Origin of the sequence: Flavobacterium flevense (assembly GCF_900142775.1) — a bacterium.
Lineage (GTDB): Bacteria > Bacteroidota > Bacteroidia > Flavobacteriales > Flavobacteriaceae > Flavobacterium > Flavobacterium flevense.
On record NZ_FRCC01000018.1, the window covers coordinates 1 to 26,776 of the forward strand.

Here is a 26,776-nt window from a genome sequence, read left to right on the forward strand (position 1 = left end):
GGTGAAACAGCCCCTTTTATGTTTTCTTTTAAAATCAATTAATCTTTAACTTCATATCCTTGATAAGCTTTGCTTTAACCAAATCAGAATTTTCAATTTCTAATACCTGATGTCTTCCACCGTTTTTTTCGAAAATTTCTATAAGGAGTACTTTGTCATTGGCAATAGTAAATAGATCCAACAGAAATACATTTCGCTCTATTGTATTACCTATAATTTCATCCAGCGGTTTATATATTCGCAATGGAGTTAACATTCTTTCTTGTATTACAGTACGTTTAGCCAGCTTTTTATCTACTACTTTGAAATCAATAAAATCAATTCGGAACGGCACATTGGTAAGATTACTAACCTCGGTATGGAAATAGAATTTATCGTCATGGATATAGATTCCTTTTAATGAAAATTGAATCCCAAAACTCTTAGTCTCAATATTTCTTATAAGTTGTTTGTCTTTTTTATAAATCGTTTCCATCAACTCACCTACTAATGATGGAGCATTTTTTCCTAATTCCTCAAAAAGGACATCATTACCGTTCTCCCTACTTATCCCCTTTTGCATTTCCAAAAGATTATAATTCAGATTAACTGGAAAAGCGTTGAAAATTACATTGAAATTATAAAAACGTCCATCCTCGGTAATTACTGAAAAATTAGTTTCTTCATCAAAATTGCGAACTGCTGCCTTTACTCGTAATACATTTTCTGCATCTTCCGCCTTGGCTGCAACCAAATAATCACTTCCCAAATCTACGTAGCGGATAGCAGCAGGAAATATCAAGTGCGAAGTTTTACTGTAAGTTACTTCTATTTGGTAGAGTTCTATTTTTCCCAAGTCCAACTTTGTGATACTGCGAACAGTTTGTTGTGCCTGAAATGGAGTAGCATAGCCTAATACTAAAACCAATACTATTAGTATGTTTTTCATCGTTGTTTTCATATTGTATTAAAGTTTAAAGAATTGAATATTTATTTTTTAGAAACAAGAAATACTTGATGTCCTGCTTTGAGTGTTACTTTTGGAGTTCTCATTTTTTTAGAAAAATATCCAGAAACGCCCTGTACAAGTCCACGGCTCAAATCGCCTGCTATCTGTTGTCCAGCAGAATTTGTCATCATAATACTGCTTCCTGAAGTCTGTCCCATATTAGCAGCCATTTCTTTGAAAGCACTCATTTCGGGAGAATAAGGCACAAACAAACCTTCTTGCCCATCCAGTCCATACACTATAATATCAACTGGAATAATATTGCCATGCTGTTCTATCGAAGTAATTTTCATTTGGAGACGTCCTTGTTGGAATTTTGAATTGGCAATCCATACTGTCCCTTGCGGAATAATATGATTTCCTATTTTGGCAGGTTCTAGTAAACGCAAACGTACACTACTCTCCTCCGTTAGCAGCTGTGTTTGTTGTACAACAGCACGGATACTATTTTTGGGCTGTATTTGCTGTTCTGTTTTCCCTACGGTATAAAATCCACGGTTACGATTTTCGCTCCAATTAGCTATAAATATGCTATCCGTGGGTACTCTATATAAAGAAGAAACGACATTTTTACTGGCAGGAACAAATGCAACAAAAGTTTCTTTTTGGTTTGATGAACCAGAAAGTGCTATTTTTTGTTCCTTTGGATGCTCCCCTGAAACCGCATTTATTGGAAGGTATTTTGCAGCCATCTGATAGGATTTCTCCATCAATTCCAATTGACTTTCCACAGGATCAATTGGTACATCATTCTTTTTAGCCAATTGTTCTTTTAGCTCATCCAGTTGTTTACGCAGTTGTAATGTCTCCGAATTATCATTCTGATAAAAAGTACCTACTGCATTTTGTGCATTACGATAACTATCTAAAGAAGGATTTGTGTTTCCTTCTATACTATTCGAAGCTTCATCCCCATCTTCTGAAAGAACTGGAGTTGTACTATCAATATCGTCTTCTTTCCAATAATCAGAAAGAGACAATAATGATTTACGTTTTTCCAGATTCTTTTGCTCCAACATTGCCTCCTCATAGGCTTTTTCCTTATCATCCTGCAAACCATTATCAGTAGCTTCAGGAACCGAATCATTGAGACCTACATCTTCTGTCTTTTTCCTATTCTCAGATGGTTTAAATATTAGATACATACATCCCAGAAATACAATCCCCATCAACGCAAAGATGATTGGCTTTTTAAATTTATCACCTTTATTCAGACTACTTTCTAATATTACATCCGAAGAATTATTTTGAGTACCATCTGTAACAAAGACGGTATTTTTTTTATTTTCATTTTCTTTCATGACTTTTATCTTTTATGATTTTTAACAATTAATCCTGGATCGATATAGCGGATTCTTTCTTTTTGACAACTGGATTTTCAATATGCTCGATAACCAGTCTTGAATCGGATTTCCCTGTATCATACCAAACTTTTAGAATAACAGCTATAGTTAGAATCAGATACCCAAGAAAACAGTATAAAAGATAATTGTACTGTTGCTGCACAGGAAGTGCTCGCCATTGCATATCTAACTTATTAAACCAAGTATCCATGCTTACTCTTAGTTTTTTCATCTTAGCTATTTTTAACGTTCCATAATTTCGATATCATTATTGGCTATTACATTGAACTTTTCTATGTTGAAGCCTTGTGGATTGTTATCCGAACGAACTGAATTCACTAGGTAGCAGGAGGTTACCAGATTACGCTTGGTTACATTACTGGATCTTATTATAAACTGCTTGGCATAAGTTCTTACAGCATAAGGATAGTTGTCGAAGTTGCATACCACACTATCTATTTCTGTACGCTGTTGCACATTCCCTGAAATAATTCGATTGTAATATCCTTTTTCAGAGAGGTCTTTGTAATAATCAAAAGCACTTTTGTCTGCGAGATTAAAGGCTCTTTTCATATTGCTTTCGATAGCATCTTTGTCGGGTGCCAGAGTAAAGAAAAGTTCGTGAAAACGTCTAACGTGTTCCCTGGCTTCAACGGGTCGATTGATAGAAGCATCCTGAGCCAAAGCTAACATTAACGATTTACCATTATCTAAAACATACACCTTTTGTCTTTGCAATTCTGCAAAGTGGTAGGATTGCCAAACTGCATATCCGGTTACTCCAATACATAACAATGCAAATACAATGGCATACAATCTGATTTGCCTGAAACTGTTTTCAATATTTCTTAAGGTTTTAAATTCCATTTACTGCTATTTAATATTATTACTTCATTAATCTGCCTCCAATATTGCCCGCAACTGCTCCTGTACCAGCCCCTACGATATTTCCTGTTTTTGTAGTGGTTTGGTTTACATTTCGCATAAAATTACCTGCTCCCCCAGCCTGAATTATCCAACCCGTTACGGTAGGAATAGTGAAATATCCAATGATGCCAATAATCATAAAAATGATGTACACCGTATTGGATGAATCTGGAATAAAATTAGGATCTGACAAACTCTCGATATCCTTCTGTAGTATTAACGATTGTATCTTGGACAACATCGCACTAAAAAGATCAGCAACAGGAAGCCACAGATAGACACTGATATATCTGGTTAACCATTGCGTTAGTGTGGACTGAAATCCGTCCCAAACAGAAATAGCAAAAGCTATCGGGCCTAATATGGACAATACAATCAGAAAGAAAGTCCGTATGGTATCAATGACTAGTGCAGCCGCCTGAAACAGTATTTCCAAAAACTCCCGAAAACCATCACGAATTTCCTTTTTGACACCGTACATTTCCCTTTCCATGTACATTCCAGACATGGTAACTAAATCTGAAGGTGACCAACCCAATTCATCAAGTTTTTTATCGAACTCTTCATCCGAAACCAGATAAGCAGTTTCAGGGTTGCGAAGTATGGCTTCTCTTTCTAGTTGGTCTTTTTGCTGCTGCAAGGCATTCAAATCCAAAACTTGATTTTCTAATATACTATGTGTCCCTTTTACCACAGGACTCAATACTGCATTGAGAGTACCTAACACCATAGTTGGAAAAAACATAATGCAAAGTCCCAAAGCAAAAGGTCTAAGAAGCGGAAAGACATCTATAGGTTCTGCACTGCTTAATGCCTGCCACACCTTTAAAGCGACATAAAATAATGCACCTAATCCTGCCAGACTTTTAGCTACTGCTGCCATATCAGCCGATAATGGCATCATCTCATCATAGAGGGTGCGTAGTACTTCATGAAGGTTACTGAATTCCATGATTACCAATATTTTTGGTCAGCAGTTCCATAAAGATCCAATACTCTTTTGCTGTTATTCGCTTTTTTAGCTCTGAGATAGCTGACTGAAATATTTTTGTTTGTGAAGTAACGAACGAGATTGTGGTACTCTTTTACTTCCTTATAAACACCGTCAATAATATCCATACGCTCTTTATCATTCAATGACAAAGTGGAAGCATTTACAATTTGTTTAAGTTCTTTCAGAAGTGATACACTCTCATTCAATAAGACAGAGTATCCATTAGCTATTGCTGAAAGTTCCTGTGCATTGAAATTAGGATCGTTCATCATTTTTCCAAAATTCTTTACATAAATCTCAGAAACATCCCCTACAAGTAGTACGGTCTGTTGTACTTTTCGGGCATCTTTTACCAGATTATTTACAGCCTTTAGCTTGTCATAATATTCTTTTCCCTGATTGTACACTTTTTGTACTTCCTTAAAGTTGTTAATCATATTGGTCGCTGTGGTAGAAGTCTGTACAATCTGTCTCGCTGTATTTACAATCCCCTGAGCCAAATTAGACGGATCTGTTACCACCCATTGTGCTTTCGCTGTTGGTGCGACAGCAAATAGCAACGCTGTACACACCATGAACATTAACTTTTTCATTGTCTTTAATTTTTAAAATGATTATTATTTGTTTTCTTTTTTCTGAAGGACTATCCGTTTGATAGCCTGTTCTACATTTCCATCCAGTTCTCCAGCAAGACGCATCACTTCCAACTTTTCAGTTTCTTCTGTGGTGTAAGCCAAGTATTCCTCTAAACTCACTTCTGTAGCATATACTGCCGAATGCGTACCTCCCAACCCAATCCAAACTTCTTTATATAATCGTTTGGGATCGTTATTCATGTTGATGGAAAGTACCTGTGCTTTTTCTTTTTCAGTGAGACCAAGCATGGCTTGTATCTCATCAAATTTGTTCATGTATTTACGCTGATCCAACAGTATTTTACAATCGGAATTATTGATAATGCTTTCCTTTACAATGGGTGATTGAATAATGTCATCTACCTCTTGAGTTACTACTATGGCTTCTCCAAAAAACTTTCTTACCGTTTTAAAAAGGTACTTGATGTATTCCGCCATACCTTCTTTTGCAATAGCTTTCCAGGCTTCTTCAATAAGGATTAACTTTCGTACTCCTTTCAAGCGACGCATTTTATTGATAAAAACCTCCATTATGATGATGGTTACAATTGGAAAAAGAATTTTATGATCCTTGATAGCATCAATTTCAAACACAATAAATCGCTTGCTAAGTAAATCCAGTTGCTTATCCGAATTCAATAGATAATCGTATTCACCTCCTTTGTAATAAGGCTCTAATACATTGAGGAAGTTCGCAAGGTCAAAGTCTTTTTCCCGTACCTGTTTTTCTTTTAAGACCTTTCTATAATCAACCTTCACATATTCATAAAACCCATTGAACGAAGGAAATTCATTCTCTTGTTTGATCCGTTCGATGTAACCACTCACGGCATTAGACAATGCTACTTCTTCTGAACGGGTTGGCGGTTCATCATCACGTTTCCATAAGGTTAATATCAACGTTTTGATACTTTCTCTTTTCTCAATGTCGAAGACACCATCATCGGTATAAAAAGGATTAAAGGCAATAGGATTGTCTTCTGTATAAGTGAAATAAACGCCGTCCTCCCCTTTTGTTTTCCCTTTGATGAGTTCGCATAATCCCTGATAAGAATTCCCTGTATCTACAAGCAATACATGAGCACCTTGCTCGTAATATTGTCTGACCATGTGATTGGTAAAAAATGACTTTCCTGAACCTGAAGGTCCAAGGATGAACTTATTTCTATTGGTGATAATGCCACGCTTCATTGGCAAATCGGAGATATCCAAATGAATAGGTTTCCCGGTCAGCCGGTCAGCCATCTTAATTCCAAAAGGTGAAGATGAACTCTGATAATTGGTTTCCTCTGTAAAAAAACACAAAGCTGGTTCTATGAAGGTATAAAAGCTTTCTTCACTCGGAAAATCTCCTGCATTCCCTGGCATTCCTGCCCAGTAGAGTGTGGCTACATCTGTAGTGTTGTGCCTTGGTTTGCATTCCATCAGTGCCAAAGCACTACCTGTATCAGTCTTTATCTGTTTAAGTTCTGCAGGATCTTCTGACCAAGCCATCACATTGAAATGAGCCCGAATAGATGAAAGCCCGAAAGAATGCGCTTCGTTCAAATACCGTTCTATCCATTCCTTATTGATTTGGTTCGCTCTGCTGTAACGTGCCAACGAATGCATATTTCTTGCTGATTTCTCAAACTTACGCAGGTTCTCTTCGCTGTTATCGAGAAAAAGATACTGGTTGTAGATGTGATTGCAACTCAACAGTAATCCTACCGGTGCGGCAAAAGACAAAAGACAATCACTTCTGTCGGTGGAGAGTTTTTCATAACGGGTATCTGCTGAAACTGTTCCCGGTAAATCATCTGTATCTGACAAGGTATGGAGGCAAAGTCTTTTGTTTCCAATGCGCACTTCTTCCGCTCCCAGAGCAATGTCTTGCATGGGAGTTCCTGCTTCCCTTGAAAGCGTCAGGTATTGTTCCAATACTCCTTGCTTCTCATCTGTTCCAATGATATCCTCTTCACTTAATCGTTCCAGTTTTACAAAACCACTGTCATTTATAATTCGTTCAAACTGTGTTACGGATTCCATAAAACGATGAATGGTTTCTTTATCCCTTATTTCTTTTGGAATAAGTACCCCTTTGCAAAGCGAAGAGAAATTACTCTCCATTCGCATACGTTCTTTAGTCGTTTTCGTGAGAAATAAATAGCAATAGTGATTCAGAAACGGGCGTTCATTAAAGTGCTGTTGGTAGGATTTTGCTAAAAAACTTAAATCTTCCTGAGCAATTTCAGGAGCGTAATTTTCTTTGATATACCAATCCTGTTTGTGTATCACGGTAAAATCAGGCAAAGTCTTGATAGCCTTATGCCAAGCGGAATGAATAGCTTCATATTCCGCAGAAGCAACCGTGAAAAGCTCTGGAAGTTCTACACGAAAACAAGCTGTAATATCTGCATCCTTTGATATAATGCAATTATTTTCTACCGCTAACAATGGAAACTTACTTTCCAATGTTGTCACTCTTGATTTATTCCTCATGTGTAATTGGATTTAGTTTTGAACTTGAAATAACGGTGTACCCGCTTACGACAAATGATGTAATGAGGATGCCGTTTATTGGCACTTATTTTCATCAATCCATGTTCTCCATACTTTTTATTTAGGGAGAAAGTCTGCCACACGATTAGTAAAGTACCTCCAGCTCCCAGAAAAAGACAGATATAGGAATTGACTCCAATCATATAAAGTATCATTACCAGAATAAGAATCCCGAGCAATCCACCAGCGAAAATGAACAGGTATTGTGCTTTCAAACCCTTAAACTCTACCGTTCTCCCAATGCCTTTGTTGATGTTGTAAGTACTCATCAGACAAAAGATTAGAGGAAGAAGGAACGTAAAATTGTAGCTGATACAATCAGGAAGATACAGGCTCCAAACCAGCTCGCTGCAGTCTTGCTGGTATCGGGATCACCGCTACTGAATTTGTTGTACACTTTGACTCCTCCGATAAGACCAACTACTGCTCCGATGGCGTAGATAAGCTGGGTGGCGGGATCAAAATATGAGGTTACCATTTGAGTTGCCTCGTTGATTCCTGCTGCGCCATTACCCTGCGCGAACACACCAAAAGCTGACAATATAGACATAGTCGTCAGCAAAAATTTTTTCCTTTGTTTTTCCATGATTTAAATGAATTAATTTGTTAGACATTCCTGCTCGTTGCAGGATTTTGGAACAAATGTCTAATGGAAATAGGAACCTATTGATGAGTTGTCCTTAAGTGGAGTTATTTGGCAGAAGAAGACGTGATAATTTACTTTATGACAATAAAATCACTATATCTAATGTTTCAATATCGCAAATCGCAATATGCAATATTACATCGCAAAAGATTGTTTATTATAAAATTTATAGTTAATATTGCATATCGCAATATGAAATATCAGAATGACACAAGCAAAAAATAATCTCAAACCACAAGACATTGTAATTTTGTTAAAAATAATTGCATTAGGTGAAAAATCTTGGTTTCACCATACTATTGCTCAGGAATTAGGTATGAGTCAATCTGAAGTAAGCCAGTCTTTAAACCGTTCCAAATATGCGGGACTAATTGATGATGGCAGAAAAAAAGTGAACAGAATTGCTTTTAACGAATTTTTAATTCATGGTGTAAGCTACGCTTTTCCACAACAACCGGGGGCATTAGTTAGAGGAATCTTAACCGCTCATTCAGCGGAACCGTTAAATAAAATCATTCAGGCAACTGATAAATATGTTTGGCCTTATGCAAAAGGATTAGACCGTGGTCAGGCAGTAGAACCTTTATACCCTACTCTTGTAACAGCTTCATTAAAAGACACCGATTTATACGAATTATTAACTTTAGTGGATGCCATTAGAGTGGGAAGAGTAAGAGAAAAAGAAATAGCAAAACGAGAATTAGAAAAAAGAATACTGAATGCATAATAAAGTAATCAATCTGGCATTAGTAGCTCAGGTGGCGAAAGGTTTAAAGGAATTAAATGAAAAGATGGTCTTCATTGGAGGAGCAGTAATTAGCTTATATACAGATGATCCGGCTGCAGAAGAAATTCGTCCCACTTCTGATATAGACATGACCATTAATTTAGCTAATTATTATGAATGGACACAAATGCAGGAACGATTAGCTGAACTTAATTTCTATCCGGATTCTCAAGAACAATCCATCTGTTCGTATCAGTTTGAAAATATTGCTATAGACATTATGCCTGCCGATGACAGTAGTATTGGAATATCAAATAAATGGTATAAGCCGGGATTTAAATACCTGCAACAAATAGAATTACCAGAAGGAATTAAGATCAACGTGTTACCATCACCTTATTTTCTGGCTACCAAATTGGAAGCGTTCAAAGACCGAGGACAAAATGACTTTTACGGAAGCCACGACTATGAAGATATCATCTATTTGATTGACAATAGAACAACAATAGTCGAAGAAATTCTATCGAGTGAAGCCGATTTGAAGCAATACATAAAGCAAGAACTTACAGCTATTAAAAACCATCCACAAGCTAACGAAATTTTAGCCATGCACATCCATCCGTTAATTAGAGAGGAACGATTTCAAATGTTGATGGAGAAAATAGAGAGAATAATAAAAACCACATAAGTCACAAATAAGATATTGATGAGTTTTTTTTAATGATTTTATTATGCCATTGTTTCCAAAAATGATGGAGAAAAAAATCGTATAAATTAATGATTTTTGTAAAAGGATTAACTATGAATGAAAATAGTGAAAAAATAACAGATTTGATAAATTATACCTTTGAGAACAGAAAAAAGGAATATGATTTTTCAGAAATACCAGATTATAATATTTTTGTAGAACATCAAATTTTAAAAATAACAAATAAAGTTTCTCAATATCTTGAAATCAATTTTGATTCTATTTTATTTAATGAAATACTACTAAGTATTGCTGAAACAGAATTAAATACCAAACTACCTGACGACATTATTAATGCATTACTTTTTGTAGATGATTTTGAAAACATCCTAAAAAAGAGATATCAAGTAGAGACTTTAAGTAATGAGTTTCGTAATTTGATTAATGGACTGAAGGTGTTTACTCTTACAATTCTAAATAATCGATTTTCTATTTATGATTTCTACGTTGAATTTATAAATGATAAAAAGCAAAAGAGAAAGAATCGTTCTGATTTTGTAGAACTATATTTTCAATTTTTGTTAGTTTCAAATTTTAACGAAGAAATAATTTTAAAATCCTGTGTTGAATATAACAATAGTGAAAAGCACCCTACAAATTATACAAATAGATTTTTAAATCAATTAGGAGAAACCAACAGCAAATATGCAACACAACTTTATAATTACATCATTGAAAGTGATACAATAAGTTATTACAACTTTATACCTAATTTGCTGATTGGTCTTTATAATTCTGGCCATACCGAGGCTTTCAATAATGCTAAAAAATTGTTAGCGAAGAACAACAACATGGCAATGAAATCATTTAGTGGTTTTGTAATAAATACAAGTTCCGAAATAAAGGAACTGTTTGAAAATATCAGTCTCATTGAATCTATAAATATTGAAACAGTTCATTTAAAAAGCTTACTCTTTTGTATGTTGATTGAAAATGATAAAACATCATCAGAAATTAAGAAAAAATGTATTATCGAGATTTTGGAGTTATTGAAGTCTGAAGATCATAATATAGCCAATACAGTTTTTCAAAATGTTCAATATAATTTAGACAATCATGAGTATGAAAAATATAGACTATTAAATATTTATCTAAACAACACAAAGAATTTCAGTGTAATAAAATATTTTTTTCATAATTTCAAAAACCCACAATATCTTTTTGATATACTAATTCGAAATTATGATGCTTCTGGATTTAGAGGGTCAATAGATTTGTTTAAGAATTCACTAAATCATTTTTCAGACACAAACAAAGAAGAAACAGAAGAACTAATTTTAGATTTATTTAACATCAGAAGTTACAGTTTATTGGCTGTCAAAATAATTCTTTCTACTCATTCTGGAATTTATCGAGTGAATCTATTAAAGTTATCGAAAAAGGAATCTCAATTATTTGCAATAGATAGTATTTGCAATTATCCTCATTCCATCGACAATTTACTTCCTCTATTATTGAAATTAAAGGAGTCTAATTTTAAAGAAGTAAAAGACTATTTACAGACTAAGTTAGCTGAATTAATCTTTGAGGTTTACCACGAATCACTACTTAATCTAATAAAAAAAAATTTAACCAACTCAAAAAAGGACAAAGATTTTCTAATTCCTTTACAAAAGGCTTTCGAAGAATATTGTAAAATGCGTGAATTTAAGGCAAAAATTAACGACTTAAATCCTAGAGAAAACGAAAGAAATCTAATGGATCTATACTATCGTCTAGAACATGAAAATCAAGCAAAAATGATGAAAAACATTAATATGGATGAGAACTCATTTTTGTCTATGTGTAAAAATATGATAATTGTCAGAGGTAGAGCATGGAAAAATGAAGATTCAGAAGAAATCTTACCTTTAGGACTAATTGAATCTAGCATGATGGTAGATACACGAGCTTATAAAAATCCTACGGTTTATGAACAAAATCTTGAAAATTTCTAAGAAATGGATATAAAAAACATCATTATCAAAGAGTACTTAGAATCGTTAACTGAAAAAAATGAACTAAATAGAATTTTCCCTATCCTATTAGAATCTATGGGATATACTATTTTATCCAAACCGACAGAGTATATAGGATTACCCGAGTATGGAAAAGATATAGTAGCTATAGGTTTTGATGAAGATGGTGTTAAAAAAAGATTTTATTTTGAGTTAAAAGGTGGTACAGATAGAGACATAACCGATGGAAACTTTTATGGAAAGGACGGGATTCATGATTCTATAATTCAAGCAAGTTATAATGATTTTATATCAGCTTTTCCTGAATTTAACCAATTGCCATTAAAAATCGTTATTGTTCATAATGGTATAATTAAGGGAAATGTACAAAGAACTTTAGAAAGTTTATTTTTGAAGACACAAGAAAACTTAAAAAACACTTCTTTTGATCGTTGGGATATTTCACGCCTGACTCTTCTGTTTTCTGAAAAACTTTTTGGAGTATACTTACTGGTAGATCCAAAAACAACTAAATTATTCAACAGAGTTTTAGTTAATTTAGATACAAATGATGGGATAACATCAGATTTCGTAGATTTATTGGAAGTAATACTTTCAAAAGAGAAATGGAAAAAATCGAAAAAAATTTCTCGAAGATGGCAACTACTATTCGAAACTTTTAAGCTTATAGGCTTTATTATTTACACCGAATCGAAAGAATACAACAATCTTGAAATCGCAAAAAGATATTTAACTCATTTAGTGATAAAATTCTGGTACTGGATTTTGAAGAACAATTTAGAAAACGACAAAGCTGTAACAATATATTTTGATCAGGTTTTTAATTTATATTATAAAGTATTATTAGAATATTTTCAAAGAACAATTCCTATTGCCAATCTAAAAGACGGCCTGTTTTCTGAGCATTCCGGAAGATATGAGCAAATTGGATATACAAAAAGGACTTTTGAATATTTGGAATATTTTTGCTTTATGCTGAATGCAGAAAGGTTTTATAATAAAAAAATCAATGATAAAAGTATGCATCTTCAACTAGTAAATATTATTAATCAAAATAGTGTTTCTTCTAGACCCCTTATAGACATTCATTCATCAGCTATAATTAGCATTCTCAATTTATTTATTGATTTCGGAGAATTACAAAATGCAAAAAATTATTTAAAATTAGTTTTGGGGCAAATTAAATATGCGAAAGAAAATTTCGACTTTATTCCTGATGCAAATAATAGTATTGAAAATGTAATTAGATTCACTGTTACAGGAATCAAACCTGTTTATTTTTCAGACAGTACCTCTCCTCTTTTAACGGTTCTAATAGAATATATTGCACTATTAGATATGAAAGAAGAATATAATGTCATAAAAGAATTTATTATTAAAAATAAAATTGATTTAGGATTATTTATTCCTCACCATGGAATAAATTCGACTTCTAAACATTTAATCAAAGACAAAGAAAATGATTTGGAGGAACAATTGTTTTCAAAATCCTTTAGAGATGGTTACCAATCAGAAACAAGATTAACCAAACATTTTGATAACGATTTAAATTTTGAAGATTTCAAAAAAAAGATAGAAAATAAGAAAACTGAATTTGATTATAATTATCGTACTGATCAAGCAGGATATCCTTTCTTAAAAGATTTGGCTCATAATTATTTTCAAACTCCTTTCTTTCCAGATAAATGGAGAAATTTAATTATATCATAAATATTGTGTTCACTTAAACTTCAAAAAATAAACATTTCCAAACTAACATTACTTTCAGAATCCCCAACAAAAGTAGTACTATTACGTTCCAATTTGCAATAAGTCCCTAATTACTATCCTTTTCACAATCAAAAACAAAAAAAGGAGCTTGCTCACACAAACTCCCCAATATCAAAATCCTCTAAATCATTTTTCCGCAAAGTGGAAGAACTGGTTTCTATTTCAGAAGAAAGGCTACCGTCCAATAACTCGGCTATTTTACGGGAGGCACTTTCCATAGAATTTTCCAGTAGGTCAAATAATTCGGTTCCTTGTATTTTCTGAACTATGCCAATTGCTTTTTCCTTTTGATACGGCTCCAATTTTTCTTTTTGCAGCAGCATCCCAACGGAGCTTAGTTCTTCAAAGGTAACGCCTTGGGCAAAACCGTTATCACCATCTGATATTCCATAACTATTCCATTCTTCTGCCTCGTCCTCAAAATCAGGTATATTTCTTAAAACTTCGTCCAGCTCTTCCTGCGGAATTTGCTTATCAATATCTGGATCATCAATTTCAATGTCAAAATTATCCGTTTTATCTTCCTGCTTTTTCTTTTGACTTTCATTGGCATTGTTTGACACTGAAAGGCTTCTTTGAGTTTTGGGCTGCCCCATAATATCGAGTAGCTTTGGATTATTTTTTTTCTGTGTTGGCTTTTGCTCCACTCCTATCTTGATAACAATCTTATCCTGCAAAAGCAGAACTATTACAATCAGTAAACATATCACAATTACTATTTCCATAACTTATAAAATAGGTTTGTACTTATCATTAAAACTCTTAGTTATTTGCTCTCCAAATTCCTGAAAATGGTAATTCAACAAATTATCTAAATAAGCATAAATAGTTATTTTGTCTTTGCCAATTACCTGAACAATTCGGGACAGTTTTTCGTGAAAATCAGGTCTGATATATACCGTTTTTCCATCACGGGCATTGGTATCCGGTCTTTTAAAAAAAATGCTTTCGTAATCCAGTTCACTGGTCTTTTTGGTTCTGGTCTTTTCTTTAATTTCTGATTTCGCAGGTGATAATTCTATAGGCTTAGGAACTTCCTTATGTAGTTCTTCGGTCGGTTCTGATGGCAACTGTAAGCCTTCCTTTTTAATACCATCCACCATCAGGTTCATCATCAACTCCTCGTTAATTTCAGTAGCCACTTTTCTCTTATTATCTTTCTCCATAAACTATAATTGAATGATTTTTAAAAATTCATTTATAAATGAATCTAACTGACAAGCCTTCATCAAACGTTCATCTGGTGGCATAACCGTAGAGCGAAATACGGTTTTGCTATTCTCTTCGCTTTCTTTACGAAAACGAGTGCTATTCTTGATTTGGCTTTGCATCAGGCTTAACCCCAATTGTTCTATAAGTTGGTTATAAACGTTATATAAGGGAGTACTTTCCCTGCCATCGACCTGATTCCAAAATAGATTAATGGTTTCTATGGAAGTCGCCCCTTTTTTCATAATCACATCCTGCAAAAGCTGGGTAAAAACGAGCGTACTTTCCATTACCAAACGATCTGCTGTAATAGGCGTGAAAATGTGGTGCATTCCTGCCAATGCTTTGAGTATTCCGGGAGTATTTACCGTTCCTGGAAGGTCAAAAAATATAACATCAATAGGTACTGAAGAACTATTTAAAAATTCGTGAGCTGCTTCCAATACACTTTCTGCCTTGTGTTGCATAATGGGATAGGCTTTTTTGTTAATGGTGGTAAATTGTTTGTACGCCAACTTTTTCAAATGCTCATTTTCCATTACCATAGCCAGATCACGGGATTTCATTTTCATTAAACTGTGTTGTGGAAAATCGGCATCAAATACAGCAACATTGTAGCCTAGTCGATAGTGCATCGTACTGGCAATAAGAGTTGTAAATGTACTTTTTCCAACACCGCCCTTTTGAGAAGAAAAGGCTATAAATATTGTTTTGTGTTTTGCATTCATATTAAACGGTTTTAAAATTATTTATCTATCCAATTACTCAAGTATTTATATCAGTAGTTATTTATTCATTACCGCATATAAGTTTATCTCTATGTACAGCATTATATAGATAGGCAAGTACTTAACAAGCTATTTAGGTATTAGAATATGCCTTTATAACTGCATGTAGATAAATAGGCATTTATCAACTTACTTATACACCTATCTAAATTTGTATAACTGTACTTTTCTACATTTCTATTTGCGTAAGTACGTTGTTACCTGCATAGCTAACTATGTCCTTATGTCTATTTATAAGTACAAAGAAATGCAGCTATGTATTTGCTTTTATTCTCGTGGTAGTAATTGGCACTAACTGGTAATTCTTGGCTATTCTTCACACTATAATGATTCTGTATTCAATCATTTACTTTGTAAAAACAGTAATCAGATAAATCGATGGAAAGATTAAATCAATATTTGGATAAGAACTGGAACGGCCTTAAGCCGTTTTTCCCTGCTTTATTAAATCCTGTTCCGCCGACAGGCGGACGGATTATCTGTTCGCCAGAACAGAGCAAGTTGTGTTTTGAGGCACTCGAAATGAATTCCGTGCCTCAAAACAACTTGCCCTTGCAGGGGCTAAAAACACCCTCCGAAGTCGGTGTTTTATGAAATTTACAAATGGATTAGTGATGAATGAAAAACAGAATAACAAACAACATAAAGGCGGCAGGAATCCCAAAAAGAATCCCAGCATTCATCGTTATGTTTTTCGGCTAACGGATGAAGAAAATGCTAAATTCCTATCACTTTTTGAAGCTTCAGAAGCAGATAACAAAGCTCATTTTATTACTTCCATCCTATTTGAAAGGCAAATCAAAACTGTAAAAATTGATATGGCTGCCATGGATTACTACATGCGACTAACCACTTTGTATGGTCAATTTCGTGCCGTTGGTGTGAATTACAATCAGATTGTGAAGATATTATACCGCAATTTTTCGGAAAAAAAAGCAGCAGCATATCTGTTTAAATTAGAAAAACAAACAACAGAATTGGCTAAACTATGTCAAGAGATTATACAGTTGACCGAGGAATTTGAAGTAAAACATTTGATTAAAAATGAATAAAGATGATAGCAAAAATTGGTCGTGGAACAAATATCATTGGAGCACTTTCTTATAATCAACTCAAAGTTGATCAGGAAAACGGAGCAATATTGGCAACGCATAGAATAAGAGAAACTATCGATGGAAAACATACAGTTCCACAATTGCACCAATCATTTGAACCTTATCTGATTGCAAATAAACGAACAGAAAAACCGGTGTTGCATATCTCAATCAATCCTGATCCGAGAGACAACGTAAGTGATGAAGATTTCAAACAAATAGCAAAAGATTATATGGAACGTATGGGCTATGGAGACCAGCCTTATGTAGTTTTTAAACATACCGATATTGAACGAGCTCACATTCATATTGTATCAACCTGTGTAGATCGTAACGGTAAAAAACTAGCCGACAACTTTGAAAAAATGCGTTCTATGGATGCTTGTCGTGCATTGGAACAAGAATATAAACTAATACCTGCAACGGAAAAATCTCGTAATCCAAAAGAGGAACTTTTCAGACCAATTGACTATAGGGCAGCTAATGTAAAAAGTCAAATAGCCTCGGTAGTCCGACATTTACCAAAGTATTATCATTATCAAAATTTAGGGGCTTATAATGCACTCCTTTCACTTTTCAATATTACCACCGAAGAAGTAAAAGGCGAATTACACGGACAACCCAAACAAGGATTAGTCTATTTTGCTCTGAATGAACAGGGAGAAAAAGCAAGCAATCCATTCAAAGCATCTCTTTTTGGTAAACAGACAGGACTGGATTCTTTACAAAAACATTTTGAGCAGTCGAAAGACAGAATGAAAACAGAACCAGCAAAAGAAATTCTAAAAAAGACCATAGAAGTTGCCATCCATACCACATCCAATGAACCTGAATTTAAGAAGCAACTGCTTGAGCAAGGTATCAATACTGTAGTTCGTAGGAATCACGAAGGACGTATTTACGGAATCACATTTATTGACCATGAATCCCGTAGCGTTTGGAACGGATCACAATTGGGTAAAAACCTTTCTGCTAATATTTTTAATGATTGTTGGAATGAAAAAACCACTCAAAAACGCCAAGATGGAATACATGATAATATAAAGATCACATTTCCCGAAAGCACTAACAATACAAAACCAGAAACCGAAAAACCTCATGCCCTTTTTGATTTTCTTGATAAAAATCAGTCAACTCAAACTAATCTTGGTTTGGATTTTATAGAAAGCTTTAGTGGTTTATTACCAGAAGCACAAGCAGAGGATTATGAAGAACAGCTATTTGCTAATAAAATGAAGAAAAAGAAAAAAAGCAGAAGACCTGGAAACAAAAAATAAAATGTATTCGTCTATTACCTTATCGCCAAATGAATCCAATAAAAGCCAAGTACTTCTTTATTCTTCCAAGTAGATTACTTCCCTACTAAATTGAACAAAACATTTAATTTATCGAAGTATGCAAGGAGAAGATGATTTAAGAGGGTTAGCCAAAATAATGGCTTTCATGCGTGCAGTGAGCATCATTCTGGTTTTAATGCACTTTTACTGGTTTTGTTATAGCTTTTTTCTAGAAAGAGGTTGGACATTACAAGTCATCAATAAGATATTAGGTAATTTTCAAAGGACAGCAAATTTATTTTCTCATACTTTATATTCCAAGCTCTTCGCATTAGTCTTACTCGCGTTGAGCTGTTTGGGAACAAAAGGAGTAAAAAATGAAAAGATTACCTGGACTAAAATCTATACAGCACTAGTTATCGGTTTTGTACTTTTCTTTTTCAATAGTTCATTACTAGAATTGTCTTCAGGAATAGCAGCCACTTTATATATCCTGACAAGCTCGATAGGTTACATTGCTTTGATGATGGCTGGTGTATGGATTAGCCGTTTGCTCAACAACAATCTGATGGATGATGTATTCAATAACGAGAATGAAAGTTTCATGCAAGAAACTAAATTAATGGAAAATGAATATTCGGTTAATCTTCCCACCAAATTTTATTACAAAGGCAAATGGAATGCAGGATGGATTAATGTAGTAAATCCGTTCAGAGCTTCTATTGTGTTGGGTACACCCGGATCGGGGAAGAGTTATGCTATTATAAATAATTACATCAAGCAGCATATCGAAAAGGGATTTTCGATGTACATCTATGATTTCAAATTCGATGATCTTTCTACTATTGCCTATAACCATTTGTTAAAGCATACTGATAAATATACCGTAAAACCAAAATTCTACATTATCAATTTTGATGACCCAAGAAGAAGTCATCGTTGCAATCCCATCAATCCAGATTTTATGACTGATATATCCGATGCTTATGAATCGGCTTATACCATCATGCTAAATCTTAACAGAAGTTGGATACAAAAACAGGGAGACTTTTTTGTGGAATCTCCTATAATTCTGTTAGCTGCCATCATCTGGTTTTTAAAAATATATGATAATGGAAAGTACTGTACCTTTCCTCACGCCATTGAGTTACTTAATAAAAAATATGTAGATGTATTTACAATCTTTACTTCTTATCCTGATCTCGAAAATTACCTTTCTCCTTTTATGGATGCCTGGCAAGGCGGTGCACAAGATCAGTTACAAGGACAAATCGCATCCGCTAAAATTCCTTTGTCCAGAATGATTTCACCTCAACTTTATTGGGTAATGACAGGCGATGATTTTTCATTGGACATCAATAATCCAAATGAACCTAAAATACTATGTGTTGGAAATAATCCGGATAGACAAAATATCTATTCAGCTGCACTAGGCTTGTACAATTCGAGAATTATAAAACTGATTAATAAGAAAGGACAACTAAAAAGTTCGGTTATTATTGATGAATTGCCAACTATATATTTTAGAGGATTGGATAATCTAATTGCAACTGCCAGAAGCAACAAAGTAGCGGTTTGTTTGGGCTTTCAGGACTATTCTCAATTAACTCGTGATTACGGAGATAAAGAAGCTAAGGTTATACAAAATACCGTTGGTAATATTTTTAGCGGACAAGTTGTTGGAGAAACCGCCAAAAGCTTATCAGAGCGTTTTGGAAAAGTGCTACAGAAACGACAAAGCATGACCATCAATCGAAACGATAAATCAACCTCTATATCTACACAATTAGACAGTCTAATACCTGCTTCAAAAATTTCCACATTGACACAAGGAATGTTTGTAGGGGCTGTTTCAGATAACTTTGACGAACGTATCGAACAGAAAATTTTCCATTCTGAAATCGTAGTTGATAATGAAAAAGTAGCTTCAGAAACCAAGTCTTATAAAAAGATACCTGAGATTTTATCTTTCGTTGATGAAAATGGTGAAGATAAAATGAAAACCGAAATTGAAGCCAATTACAGGCAAGTAAAACGGGATATCGTTCTAATTATCGAAAGTGAATTGGAACGCATTAAAAATGATCCTGATTTACAGCATTTGTTACATGAAGAATAAATAGATCTATTCTTCATATAACTAAAATTTCTTATGTAGTTTAATAATTATCTATCTCATTTCCATAATTCAAAAAAATCTACTAATTATTGTTTTAAATATTTTTGCCTTTTTAAATATTTATTATAAACTAACTTCAATCCATCAATAGAATTATTATTCCTAAGCCATAAAAAAACGTCTACTTCTTCTCTATATTCCTTTGTCTTTTTAAAAATTTCAAAAACTTTTAAGGCAATACTCCGCGGCATACCACTTGTTATTAATTTTATTACTATTGGTTCTTTCGATCCTAATTCAAGAAAAGTTGGTAATGATTGAGAAAATTTAAATTTCTCCTTTTCGACATCTGTTAAAATGCTGTCTAAAATATCAGAAAGCAACTTAATATATCTTAATAAGGAATAAGTTATTGCTTTAGAATTGATGTTAATTACGTCCCTTATAACAGTATTTACATCACCATCATTTTCGGCATCTATCCTTTTATCTGGCGGTATCCTTTCGTCTTTTGAGAGATAATTTATTCTTTTTATTATTAATTCGCCTATACTTCTACCATCAATCCAACTAACTGCATTCTGGCAGATGGTTGAAACATTTATATTCTTCAAATGATCCTTAAAATAAAGGTCTTTAGTTATATTAAAAATTTGATCGAGTCTATATACTAACGAATCTAATTGCCAATAAAAACTATTGTTCTCATAATTTAAAGTTTCCGCTACATCTCTACGATAACCTTCAGAAAATCTGGAATTAATATTAATCACCCATTTTGTAATCCCATCTTTTTTAATTTTTTGATATAATTCATTCTGAAGTAAAGGATCAATAGTTGGGTTTAGTTTTAGTATACTATATGGTACCTTTATACCCTCTAAAGATTCAGATATTAAAAACTCTATTCGGGCTATTTCTCTTTCCTCTAAGTTCTTTTTCAATAAAAAACTCTCTAAATTTAAATCTCCTTTAAGAAATTTATGCCTTAGACTTATTATAAGGTTTTTAATTCTTGCTTCTTCAATTTCTAATACAGTTTTTTTTAAATCATTTATATCTAATTGTTTAATACTTTTAGAACTTGAGGTTTCAACTTCTTTAGAATAGGAACTCTCATAATATTTCTGAGCCCAATTTTCATTTCCCATTGTTATACAGTAGATTGTACCATATAATGAATCCTTAATTCTTCCTGCTCTTCCTATGAGGTTTCCAAATTCAAAATTAGAAAGTTCAAGATTATTTTTTTCTGGTTTTAAAATAAATAGATTATTTGCAGGCATATTTACACCTTCCAAAAGCGTCGATGTACAAAAAAGTGTTTTAATAATACCTTTTTGAAATAATACCTCAATTTCTTTTCTTGCTAGTTCAGATAATTTACCATGATGAAAAGCAACTCTTTTAGATAGACATTTAATCAAAATGTACCGTGGATGTATATCTTCTTTTAAATATTCAATCAAATCTTTTAACTCCTGCTCAATATCTTCTTGTTCTATGCTGTCTGCATATTTAAGTGCCCAAGATTCTGCTAAATTACTTTTTGAAGCATAAACTAAATTATTTTCAACATTATTATAAATTACTTCCTTTATAATAACTGATAAACCGTTTCCTCTATTAGACTCATAAAGCTTTTTTAAATTTTTACATGAGTTAATATTTTTTACAATGGTTTGTGTTGTTTTTTGATCTGAATATAATTTAAATTCTATATTTTTTTCATTTATTTTTAGAATCGTTTTCAACTGAAATACAGGTGATAAATCTGTTGAAGAAACCTCGCTTTCTTTACTAAATAACTCTTCAAAAAGAAGATTAGGATTTGAAATATTTGGACCAGCTGTAATAATTTTGCTGCTAGGGAAAAGCTTTGTAAATTCTCCGAAAACATATTCAAAGAGATTTCCTCTACCCTGTTCGTCTTCTACTCCTTGTATTTCATCAATAAAAATTATATTAGGCTTTAAAATCTCATGTTTAAGATTTATAATTTTTATAGCTCTTTCAGGAGTCAGGATATATACAATCTTCTTAAATAACTCTTGATCATTTTCAATATAAGCAGTTTTAATTTCAACATTTGCAAGATCAATTCTTAATTCTTCACTAACTTGATTTATTAATGCTCTTGAAGGAACAATGTAAATTACGCAATAATCATCATTCAAATTAAATTGATTTTCAATATATTTTTTTAAGATAAATGACTTACCAGAGGAAGTAGGTGCAGATACTGATATATTGTTTTTTAAAACTAAATTATCCCACAGTTTTTTTTGAAAATCAGTTGTTAAATAAGCCTTCCCTTCAATTTCTAGAATACTTTCCATCCTTTTTGTAATCAATTCGCTTTCTAAAATTAGACTTTCGTCAAAGATAGAGTATTGATCAAGGGGATTTTCTGAATATTCTTCGAAGATTGCCTTTAGAAATTTTGTTGCAGTCAAATTACCTACTCTCGAATATAAGATATAACAGATTTTTGAGAGTTCCTTGTTTTCAGGATAATTAAGATAAATTAGTGAACTTAATTGCTGTACTTTTCTTTTATGAATATTTTCTGTGCTATTAGCTAAAATTGAAGCTAGCCATATGGATTTTCTTAATTCGTCGGCATTAATATCTGAAAAAGTGCTATTACCTATTTTTTTGGAAAATAGATTCAAAAGCAAATCATTTATTAATTTATTAAGTACTTGATGATTATATATTTTTGTTAAAGCATTACTCATTGGCTCCTGATTGAAATGGAACTCCGTGAATATTATAATACATCCCGTTTCTAAAATTATCTATATTATTAAAAGGAAATATAAAAATATCGATAAATACTTTTTTAATCTCTTCATAATTATTAAGTTTTTCATTAATCTTAGTTTTATAAACTTCCATATTTTTGGACATGTAAGATTTAATCAAACTTTCTAATTGTTCAGAGCTAGTCGATTTTGTTTCAAAAGAATTAATATTTGCAGTATTAAACATTAGTAATATGGGATGTACAATAATTTGTTTATTATACTCCGTAGTTCCAGGAGTCAGTCGGTCATATAATTCTTCATAGTTATCATCTATCATTAGGGTATCTTTTGCCACAATAAATTCGGTATTATTGAATTCAGATTTAAATACGGGATCATGAAATCTATTTAATGAAATTAATGCTTCATCAACAGCTTTACTAAAATCCTGTTGAACCTTTGATTCTCCGATAAAAAGAGCAGGCTGATTTTTGCCATCAACCTCGTAATCGCCTAAAAAAATACCGTCTCCCCCTTTAACTTGATCTTTAAAATTTGTTAGATTTATGATTTTATGAGCAATCATTTTACTATTCAATACACTTTCAACTAAAGCAAAAAGTAATAGTTCTCCATATTTACCATCAGTTTGGGGATTTTTTTTACCAAAGAATTTTTGAGACATCTGAGCTATATTTCTCTCATAGTATTTTTCAGCAGTTTGATCTCCGTATGTTTTAGCTAGGTTCTTTTTTACTTCTTCTTTTTTATGCTCACTAAATGTATATTCAGGAATCATCATTGCAAGCTCATTAATCATAGAAGAGCAGGAAAAAATTGTGCCAGAAACTTTAGGTGTATATCCACGAACAATAATTTTTAATTCTTTACTATCAAAATGATGATTCAAATGTCTTTGAACCCAATTCTTGTCGATTTGTATCTTCTTTTCCCAATTCATAAATAAGTGCTTATAATCATTTTAAAATGTAATATTTTAATAACTTATAAATATATAAAAAAAATATACGTTATTTCTTATTTGTATAATAAGTTATTATAGCATCACAAATCTTACTAATTGAGAATGCACTGGCAACAAGTTTGAAACATCTCGCTGCAACGTAAGCTCTTTTTGGTGGCAAGTAGGCAAAAAACACAATCAAAGCAAATATTAAACAAGCTATTATCATTAAATCAGTCATACCTTTTCAATTTTATTGTTAAATTTCATTTTGTCCTTTATGTTTACAAATTGAAGAATCTTTATTTAAATATGCTGTGACATGAAATTATCCCAACTTTTATTAATACTACAATAGTCCTCAGATTTTGTTCAACGAAGATATTTACAGGGTCACAAATGAAAAAGGACAGAAAAAATCACAAAAAAACATAAAAACAAAACACAAATAACACTAAAACAATAAGTTATAATTTTTAAATAAAAGTCTTAAAAATCAAGATTCTAGGAATGACGAGGCTTTATACAGGGGACAAATCCGGTAAAACTTATTTTGTCCTTTTTGGGCACAAATTAATAATTTACAGAAACTAAAAAAGCCCTCATTTGAGGGCTTCTAGTATTTTATAGTAAAAAAATTAGACGGCTTCGACTAAATTACGGTAATCGTATTTTTTATACTTCTCAACATTTTTCTTTTCTTTATTTAATTCGATCAACTCATTCTTTATTTGAACTCTATACCAATATTCAGGTTTAGTGTGCGAAAAACAACTTAATTTTAAAACTAACTCTGCATTCAGTTTTCTGACTCCCGTCAAATATTTATGAAGATTGCTATCTTCCATTCCAAAATACGTTGCTAGTTCCTTTTTAGTAAGTTTAAGCACTTTTAAATACATTTTAACAAAATCAAGTACTTTTAAAACTTCAACATCATCGCTTTCGTTCTGAATATAATCTTCTAATTTATACTGAATAGAAAGCAATTGATTTGTTAATATTCTTTCTTTGGATTGTTTAGAAGAATGCAGTAAAATAGCTTTCTTAGCATCTTCTCTCTTTTTATCGTTCCAAATATCTTCAATTTGAATTTCTTTAGTTTTCATATTCATTCATTTAAAAATTCATCAATTAACTTTTGCCCGCCTACAGGTGGAATAATCATAGAGGTGTCGCCAAATTTAAAAGCATTATATTTTGTTGAATATACTGCCATCAATTTTATTTCATCTTCTTCATGTTCTTCAAAAACATCAAATGCTAAATAGCCTTCAAAATCCCCCTCACCTTTTACGAAACTTAACCTACAGGCATAAGCGATTAAGCAACCTGCAACATTATCATATTCTTTTACCGTTCCTTGATTATGAGGTGCAATTTCAACATAAGCCATATAAGGTTCAATCTTCTCCTTCATTTCAAAAATTAAACACCCTTCAATCTTTTCAGAAGTTTCTTCACATACCAAAACATAAGTTTCAAAACCTTTCTTTTTAGAATGCTTATTAAAATTAAATCTCCATCCATCAGCTACTGACGGAAGGTTTACTTTTATCAATTTTGAATCTGAAATTTTAGCATCTACTAAAACATTTTCTTTTATTTTTAATATTTTTACATTCATTTAAGCAAAATTTCATTAGACAAATATACTAAATAATTATACATATTGTATAATTTTAACTTCCTTTTAATTTCTTTAGATACTCGAGAAACAGTGATTAACAAGCTCTCAATGTTTCAAATCATTTGTTTTAATATATTAACAAAGAAGAAAATTTCTTTTGTTTAAATTAGATTTCATTAGTAATTGCTATTTTTACAATTGATATAAAATAAATCTCTTATGAAAGAACTAATTGAAAAAATCGCTACAGAATTTGAGACATTCAAATCGGATGCAGAATTACAAACAGAAAAAGGAAATAAAGCAGCAGGAACCAGAGCTCGTAAAGCTTCTCTGGAAATAGAAAAGCTTTTAAAAGAATTCAGAAAAACTTCTTTAAACGAGTCAAAAAAATAAAATCAAAATGGCTGTCTCATACTCTGAAACAGCCATTTTTTTTTAGTTTTATAATTCGGATCAAAAACGAAAGCAATCAATGAATTACCACCTTTTTTGAATCAAAAGAATTCTCTATTTGCTCTTTTTCTTTTCAGGAAAAGTAAAAGTGGTTTCTCCTTTTTTATCCATTTCGATATAAGCATCAAATTTTTTACCGGATTTACTGGTCATACCTTTGAGGAGATTGGTTTTGCCATTAGTTATCAAAGTTTCCAAGTCTAAAAAGCTTAACTTTATACCGCATATATTTCGGAATTGAACCCAATTACAGTTTTCAGCAGAACATTTTACCAATTTATCTCGAATCACTACTTTCTGAATTTTACATCTTGGACAAATTAGTTCGGGTTGTTTTTCTTTTTCAACAGACAAAGCGAGTATTTCTTGTGTGATAGTCTTGGTATAATCTTCCATCCCTTTTTGAAATAGGGCGACATCTACTTCGTTATTTTCGATTTTTTGTAAAACTAGTTCCCACTCTGCTGTCATAGCAACATCAGCAATCTTTTTATCTTTTACCCATTCGTAAACCTTCAATCCTTTTTCTGTAGGTAGTAAAAACTTCTTATCCCGTTTGATATACTCTCTTTTAAAAAGTGTGTCAATAATAGCTGCTCTTGTTGCCGGAGTTCCAATTCCTATTCCTCGCAAAGCTTTTCGCTCTTGTTTACTTTCAATCTGATTAGCTGCATTTTCCATCGCTCCTAACAAAGTCGCTTCTGTATAAAGAACTGGTGGTTTTGTTTGTTTCCCTAAAACTTTCGCTTCTTTTATTTTTAGCTCATCTCCTATTTTAAGTTCCGGTAAATCCTGAACGGGATTGTTATCCTCATCGATAAAACTTCCCTTAATGAATCTCCAGCCTGCATCAATAATTTTACATCCTTTTAGTAAAAAATCATAATGTGCCGCCTGTAATACAATATCCGTTATTTCTTTAATACAAACAGGAGAGACTGCTTCGAGTAAACGATAGGCAATCATTTCATAAATGGCTTTCTCTTTTGCAGCTAAAGCCGAAGGTATTTTATCAGTAATCAGTAAACCATGATGATCGGTTACTTTTAGGTCGTTAACGATACGTTTATTCAAACGTCCTCTTTTCATTTTAGGCACTATTTCTCGAAACTTATCAATTTCTTCTAATATCCCTATTAACTGCGGGATTTCTACCCAAATATCTTCGGGAATATATTTACTCCCGGTACGCGGATAACTAATAAATTTCTT

At 32.6% G+C, this 26,776-nt stretch carries 26 protein-coding genes; 9 read left to right on the top strand and 17 right to left on the bottom strand.

Going from position 1 to position 26,776, the window contains the following annotated elements:
- Nucleotides 1-34: 34 nt before the first annotated feature.
- The 9 genes from traN to BUB89_RS17275 are packed head-to-tail and all read right to left on the bottom strand — an operon-like array spanning nt 35 to nt 8,014.
- Entirely contained in the window at nt 35-928 is an 894-nt protein-coding gene (gene traN, locus BUB89_RS17235) for a conjugative transposon protein TraN (RefSeq protein ID WP_234982691.1), read from the bottom strand.
- 41 nt (nt 929-969) lie between these two features.
- Nucleotides 970-2,289, bottom strand: a complete 1,320-nt coding sequence (gene traM, locus BUB89_RS17240; protein ID WP_073247397.1) for a conjugative transposon protein TraM — start codon at nt 2,287-2,289, stop codon at nt 970-972.
- A gap of 28 nt (nt 2,290-2,317) precedes the next feature.
- Nucleotides 2,318-2,563, bottom strand: a complete 246-nt coding sequence (locus BUB89_RS17245) for a nitrogen regulatory IIA protein (RefSeq protein ID WP_073247400.1) — start codon at nt 2,561-2,563, stop codon at nt 2,318-2,320.
- A gap of 11 nt (nt 2,564-2,574) precedes the next feature.
- A complete protein-coding gene (gene traK, locus BUB89_RS17250) occupies nt 2,575-3,198 on the bottom strand; it encodes a conjugative transposon protein TraK (RefSeq protein WP_073247402.1) in 624 nt (207 codons plus the stop codon).
- 19 nt (nt 3,199-3,217) lie between these two features.
- Nucleotides 3,218-4,210 carry a conjugative transposon protein TraJ gene (gene traJ / locus BUB89_RS17255; RefSeq protein WP_073247404.1) on the bottom strand — a complete coding sequence of 331 codons (993 nt, stop codon included), beginning with the start codon at nt 4,208-4,210 and terminating at the stop codon, nt 3,218-3,220.
- A gap of 2 nt (nt 4,211-4,212) precedes the next feature.
- Nucleotides 4,213-4,845, bottom strand: coding sequence for a DUF4141 domain-containing protein (locus BUB89_RS17260; protein ID WP_073247407.1), 633 nt, complete (start codon nt 4,843-4,845; stop codon nt 4,213-4,215).
- 24 nt (nt 4,846-4,869) lie between these two features.
- On the bottom strand, nt 4,870-7,368 hold the full coding sequence (locus BUB89_RS17265) for a TraG family conjugative transposon ATPase (protein ID WP_073247409.1): 2,499 nt from the start codon (nt 7,366-7,368) through the stop codon (nt 4,870-4,872).
- Entirely contained in the window at nt 7,365-7,697 is a 333-nt protein-coding gene (locus BUB89_RS17270; protein WP_073247412.1) for a DUF4133 domain-containing protein, read from the bottom strand. The genes BUB89_RS17265 and BUB89_RS17270 overlap by 4 nt, the downstream gene beginning before the upstream one ends.
- Before the next feature lie 11 nt (nt 7,698-7,708).
- Entirely contained in the window at nt 7,709-8,014 is a 306-nt protein-coding gene (locus tag BUB89_RS17275) for a DUF4134 domain-containing protein (RefSeq protein WP_073247414.1), read from the bottom strand.
- Nucleotides 8,015-8,279: 265 nt separating this feature from the next.
- Between BUB89_RS17275 and BUB89_RS17280 the strand changes: the two genes are divergently transcribed.
- From BUB89_RS17280 to BUB89_RS17295, 4 genes are all read left to right on the top strand, one after another.
- Nucleotides 8,280-8,801: a hypothetical protein gene (locus tag BUB89_RS17280; protein WP_073247416.1), complete on the top strand. Its 522-nt coding sequence runs from the start codon at nt 8,280-8,282 to the stop codon at nt 8,799-8,801.
- A complete protein-coding gene (locus BUB89_RS17285; RefSeq protein WP_073247418.1) occupies nt 8,794-9,489 on the top strand; it encodes a nucleotidyl transferase AbiEii/AbiGii toxin family protein in 696 nt (231 codons plus the stop codon). The genes BUB89_RS17280 and BUB89_RS17285 overlap by 8 nt, the downstream gene beginning before the upstream one ends.
- Before the next feature lie 113 nt (nt 9,490-9,602).
- The gene (locus tag BUB89_RS17290; RefSeq protein WP_073247420.1) at nt 9,603-11,486 is read left to right on the top strand and encodes a hypothetical protein; all 1,884 of its coding nucleotides are present in this window, start codon (nt 9,603-9,605) and stop codon (nt 11,484-11,486) included.
- 3 nt (nt 11,487-11,489) lie between these two features.
- Nucleotides 11,490-13,217 (top strand): hypothetical protein, encoded by a 1,728-nt coding sequence (locus BUB89_RS17295; RefSeq protein ID WP_073247421.1) that lies wholly within the window; start codon nt 11,490-11,492, stop codon nt 13,215-13,217.
- A 152-nt stretch (nt 13,218-13,369) separates the two neighbouring features.
- Here the strand turns inward: BUB89_RS17295 and BUB89_RS17300 are convergent, their stop codons facing one another.
- The 3 genes from BUB89_RS17300 to BUB89_RS17310 are packed head-to-tail and all read right to left on the bottom strand — an operon-like array spanning nt 13,370 to nt 15,214.
- Entirely contained in the window at nt 13,370-14,002 is a 633-nt protein-coding gene (locus BUB89_RS17300; protein ID WP_073247423.1) for a conjugal transfer protein TraD, read from the bottom strand.
- Nucleotides 14,003-14,005: 3 nt separating this feature from the next.
- The gene (locus tag BUB89_RS17305; protein ID WP_073247425.1) at nt 14,006-14,443 is read right to left on the bottom strand and encodes a DUF3408 domain-containing protein; all 438 of its coding nucleotides are present in this window, start codon (nt 14,441-14,443) and stop codon (nt 14,006-14,008) included.
- A gap of 3 nt (nt 14,444-14,446) precedes the next feature.
- Complete coding sequence (locus BUB89_RS17310; protein ID WP_073247427.1) at nt 14,447-15,214, bottom strand: ParA family protein; 768 nt, start codon at nt 15,212-15,214, stop codon at nt 14,447-14,449.
- 438 nt (nt 15,215-15,652) lie between these two features.
- Here BUB89_RS17310 and BUB89_RS17315 point away from each other — a divergent pair, with 438 nt between their 5' ends.
- From BUB89_RS17315 to mobC, 4 genes are all read left to right on the top strand, one after another.
- Entirely contained in the window at nt 15,653-15,868 is a 216-nt protein-coding gene (locus BUB89_RS17315; protein ID WP_073247429.1) for a hypothetical protein, read from the top strand.
- A complete protein-coding gene (mobA, locus tag BUB89_RS17320) occupies nt 15,865-16,326 on the top strand; it encodes a conjugal transfer protein MobA (RefSeq protein WP_441316642.1) in 462 nt (153 codons plus the stop codon). Before BUB89_RS17315 ends, mobA begins: the two co-directional genes overlap by 4 nt.
- 2 nt (nt 16,327-16,328) lie before the next feature.
- The gene (mobB, locus tag BUB89_RS17325) at nt 16,329-17,645 is read left to right on the top strand and encodes a conjugal transfer protein MobB (protein WP_073247431.1); all 1,317 of its coding nucleotides are present in this window, start codon (nt 16,329-16,331) and stop codon (nt 17,643-17,645) included.
- A 118-nt stretch (nt 17,646-17,763) separates the two neighbouring features.
- Complete coding sequence (gene mobC, locus BUB89_RS17330) at nt 17,764-19,764, top strand: conjugal transfer protein MobC (protein ID WP_073247433.1); 2,001 nt, start codon at nt 17,764-17,766, stop codon at nt 19,762-19,764.
- Nucleotides 19,765-19,850: 86 nt separating this feature from the next.
- On the opposite strand, the gene BUB89_RS17335 is transcribed toward mobC, so the two are convergent.
- From BUB89_RS17335 to BUB89_RS17350, 4 genes are all read right to left on the bottom strand, one after another.
- Nucleotides 19,851-22,505 carry a DEAD/DEAH box helicase gene (locus tag BUB89_RS17335; RefSeq protein ID WP_073247435.1) on the bottom strand — a complete coding sequence of 885 codons (2,655 nt, stop codon included), beginning with the start codon at nt 22,503-22,505 and terminating at the stop codon, nt 19,851-19,853.
- Nucleotides 22,498-23,475: a HamA C-terminal domain-containing protein gene (locus BUB89_RS17340; RefSeq protein ID WP_073247437.1), complete on the bottom strand. Its 978-nt coding sequence runs from the start codon at nt 23,473-23,475 to the stop codon at nt 22,498-22,500. Before BUB89_RS17340 ends, BUB89_RS17335 begins: the two co-directional genes overlap by 8 nt.
- Nucleotides 23,476-24,116: 641 nt before the next feature.
- Nucleotides 24,117-24,587 carry a helix-turn-helix transcriptional regulator gene (locus tag BUB89_RS17345; protein WP_073247443.1) on the bottom strand — a complete coding sequence of 157 codons (471 nt, stop codon included), beginning with the start codon at nt 24,585-24,587 and terminating at the stop codon, nt 24,117-24,119.
- A 2-nt stretch (nt 24,588-24,589) separates the two neighbouring features.
- Nucleotides 24,590-25,105: a hypothetical protein gene (locus tag BUB89_RS17350; RefSeq protein ID WP_073247439.1), complete on the bottom strand. Its 516-nt coding sequence runs from the start codon at nt 25,103-25,105 to the stop codon at nt 24,590-24,592.
- A gap of 222 nt (nt 25,106-25,327) precedes the next feature.
- On the opposite strand from BUB89_RS17350, the gene BUB89_RS17355 reads away from it, so the two are divergent.
- A complete protein-coding gene (locus BUB89_RS17355) occupies nt 25,328-25,504 on the top strand; it encodes a histone H1 (protein WP_055091131.1) in 177 nt (58 codons plus the stop codon).
- Between the two features lie 114 nt (nt 25,505-25,618).
- Here BUB89_RS17355 and BUB89_RS17360 read toward each other — a convergent pair.
- On the bottom strand, nt 25,619-26,776 hold a 1,158-nt coding region (locus BUB89_RS17360; protein ID WP_200806845.1), incomplete at its 5' end, for a type IA DNA topoisomerase.

What these genes read in the sequence shown, in the direction of transcription:
- BUB89_RS17270 (WP_073247412.1), bottom strand. Translation starts at nt 7,697, where the DNA reads ATGAGTACTTACAACATCAACAAAGGCATTGGGAGAACGGTAGAGTTT.
- mobB (WP_073247431.1), top strand. Translation starts at nt 16,329, where the DNA reads ATGATAGCAAAAATTGGTCGTGGAACAAATATCATTGGAGCACTTTCT.
- BUB89_RS17315 (WP_073247429.1), top strand. Translation starts at nt 15,653, where the DNA reads ATGGAAAGATTAAATCAATATTTGGATAAGAACTGGAACGGCCTTAAG.
- BUB89_RS17295 (WP_073247421.1), top strand. Translation starts at nt 11,490, where the DNA reads ATGGATATAAAAAACATCATTATCAAAGAGTACTTAGAATCGTTAACT.
- BUB89_RS17275 (WP_073247414.1), bottom strand. Translation starts at nt 8,014, where the DNA reads ATGGAAAAACAAAGGAAAAAATTTTTGCTGACGACTATGTCTATATTG.
- BUB89_RS17340 (WP_073247437.1), bottom strand. Translation starts at nt 23,475, where the DNA reads ATGAATTGGGAAAAGAAGATACAAATCGACAAGAATTGGGTTCAAAGA.
- BUB89_RS17265 (WP_073247409.1), bottom strand. Translation starts at nt 7,368, where the DNA reads ATGAGGAATAAATCAAGAGTGACAACATTGGAAAGTAAGTTTCCATTG.
- BUB89_RS17290 (WP_073247420.1), top strand. Translation starts at nt 9,603, where the DNA reads ATGAATGAAAATAGTGAAAAAATAACAGATTTGATAAATTATACCTTT.
- traM (WP_073247397.1), bottom strand. Translation starts at nt 2,289, where the DNA reads ATGAAAGAAAATGAAAATAAAAAAAATACCGTCTTTGTTACAGATGGT.
- BUB89_RS17300 (WP_073247423.1), bottom strand. Translation starts at nt 14,002, where the DNA reads ATGGAAATAGTAATTGTGATATGTTTACTGATTGTAATAGTTCTGCTT.
- BUB89_RS17245 (WP_073247400.1), bottom strand. Translation starts at nt 2,563, where the DNA reads ATGAAAAAACTAAGAGTAAGCATGGATACTTGGTTTAATAAGTTAGAT.
- mobA (WP_441316642.1), top strand. Translation starts at nt 15,865, where the DNA reads ATGAAATTTACAAATGGATTAGTGATGAATGAAAAACAGAATAACAAA.
- traN (WP_234982691.1), bottom strand. Translation starts at nt 928, where the DNA reads ATGAAAAACATACTAATAGTATTGGTTTTAGTATTAGGCTATGCTACT.
- BUB89_RS17260 (WP_073247407.1), bottom strand. Translation starts at nt 4,845, where the DNA reads ATGAAAAAGTTAATGTTCATGGTGTGTACAGCGTTGCTATTTGCTGTC.
- BUB89_RS17305 (WP_073247425.1), bottom strand. Translation starts at nt 14,443, where the DNA reads ATGGAGAAAGATAATAAGAGAAAAGTGGCTACTGAAATTAACGAGGAG.
- BUB89_RS17345 (WP_073247443.1), bottom strand. Translation starts at nt 24,587, where the DNA reads ATGAAAACTAAAGAAATTCAAATTGAAGATATTTGGAACGATAAAAAG.
- BUB89_RS17335 (WP_073247435.1), bottom strand. Translation starts at nt 22,505, where the DNA reads ATGAGTAATGCTTTAACAAAAATATATAATCATCAAGTACTTAATAAA.
- BUB89_RS17285 (WP_073247418.1), top strand. Translation starts at nt 8,794, where the DNA reads ATGCATAATAAAGTAATCAATCTGGCATTAGTAGCTCAGGTGGCGAAA.
- mobC (WP_073247433.1), top strand. Translation starts at nt 17,764, where the DNA reads ATGCAAGGAGAAGATGATTTAAGAGGGTTAGCCAAAATAATGGCTTTC.
- traJ (WP_073247404.1), bottom strand. Translation starts at nt 4,210, where the DNA reads ATGGAATTCAGTAACCTTCATGAAGTACTACGCACCCTCTATGATGAG.
- BUB89_RS17355 (WP_055091131.1), top strand. Translation starts at nt 25,328, where the DNA reads ATGAAAGAACTAATTGAAAAAATCGCTACAGAATTTGAGACATTCAAA.
- BUB89_RS17350 (WP_073247439.1), bottom strand. Translation starts at nt 25,105, where the DNA reads ATGAATGTAAAAATATTAAAAATAAAAGAAAATGTTTTAGTAGATGCT.
- BUB89_RS17310 (WP_073247427.1), bottom strand. Translation starts at nt 15,214, where the DNA reads ATGAATGCAAAACACAAAACAATATTTATAGCCTTTTCTTCTCAAAAG.
- BUB89_RS17280 (WP_073247416.1), top strand. Translation starts at nt 8,280, where the DNA reads ATGACACAAGCAAAAAATAATCTCAAACCACAAGACATTGTAATTTTG.
- traK (WP_073247402.1), bottom strand. Translation starts at nt 3,198, where the DNA reads ATGGAATTTAAAACCTTAAGAAATATTGAAAACAGTTTCAGGCAAATC.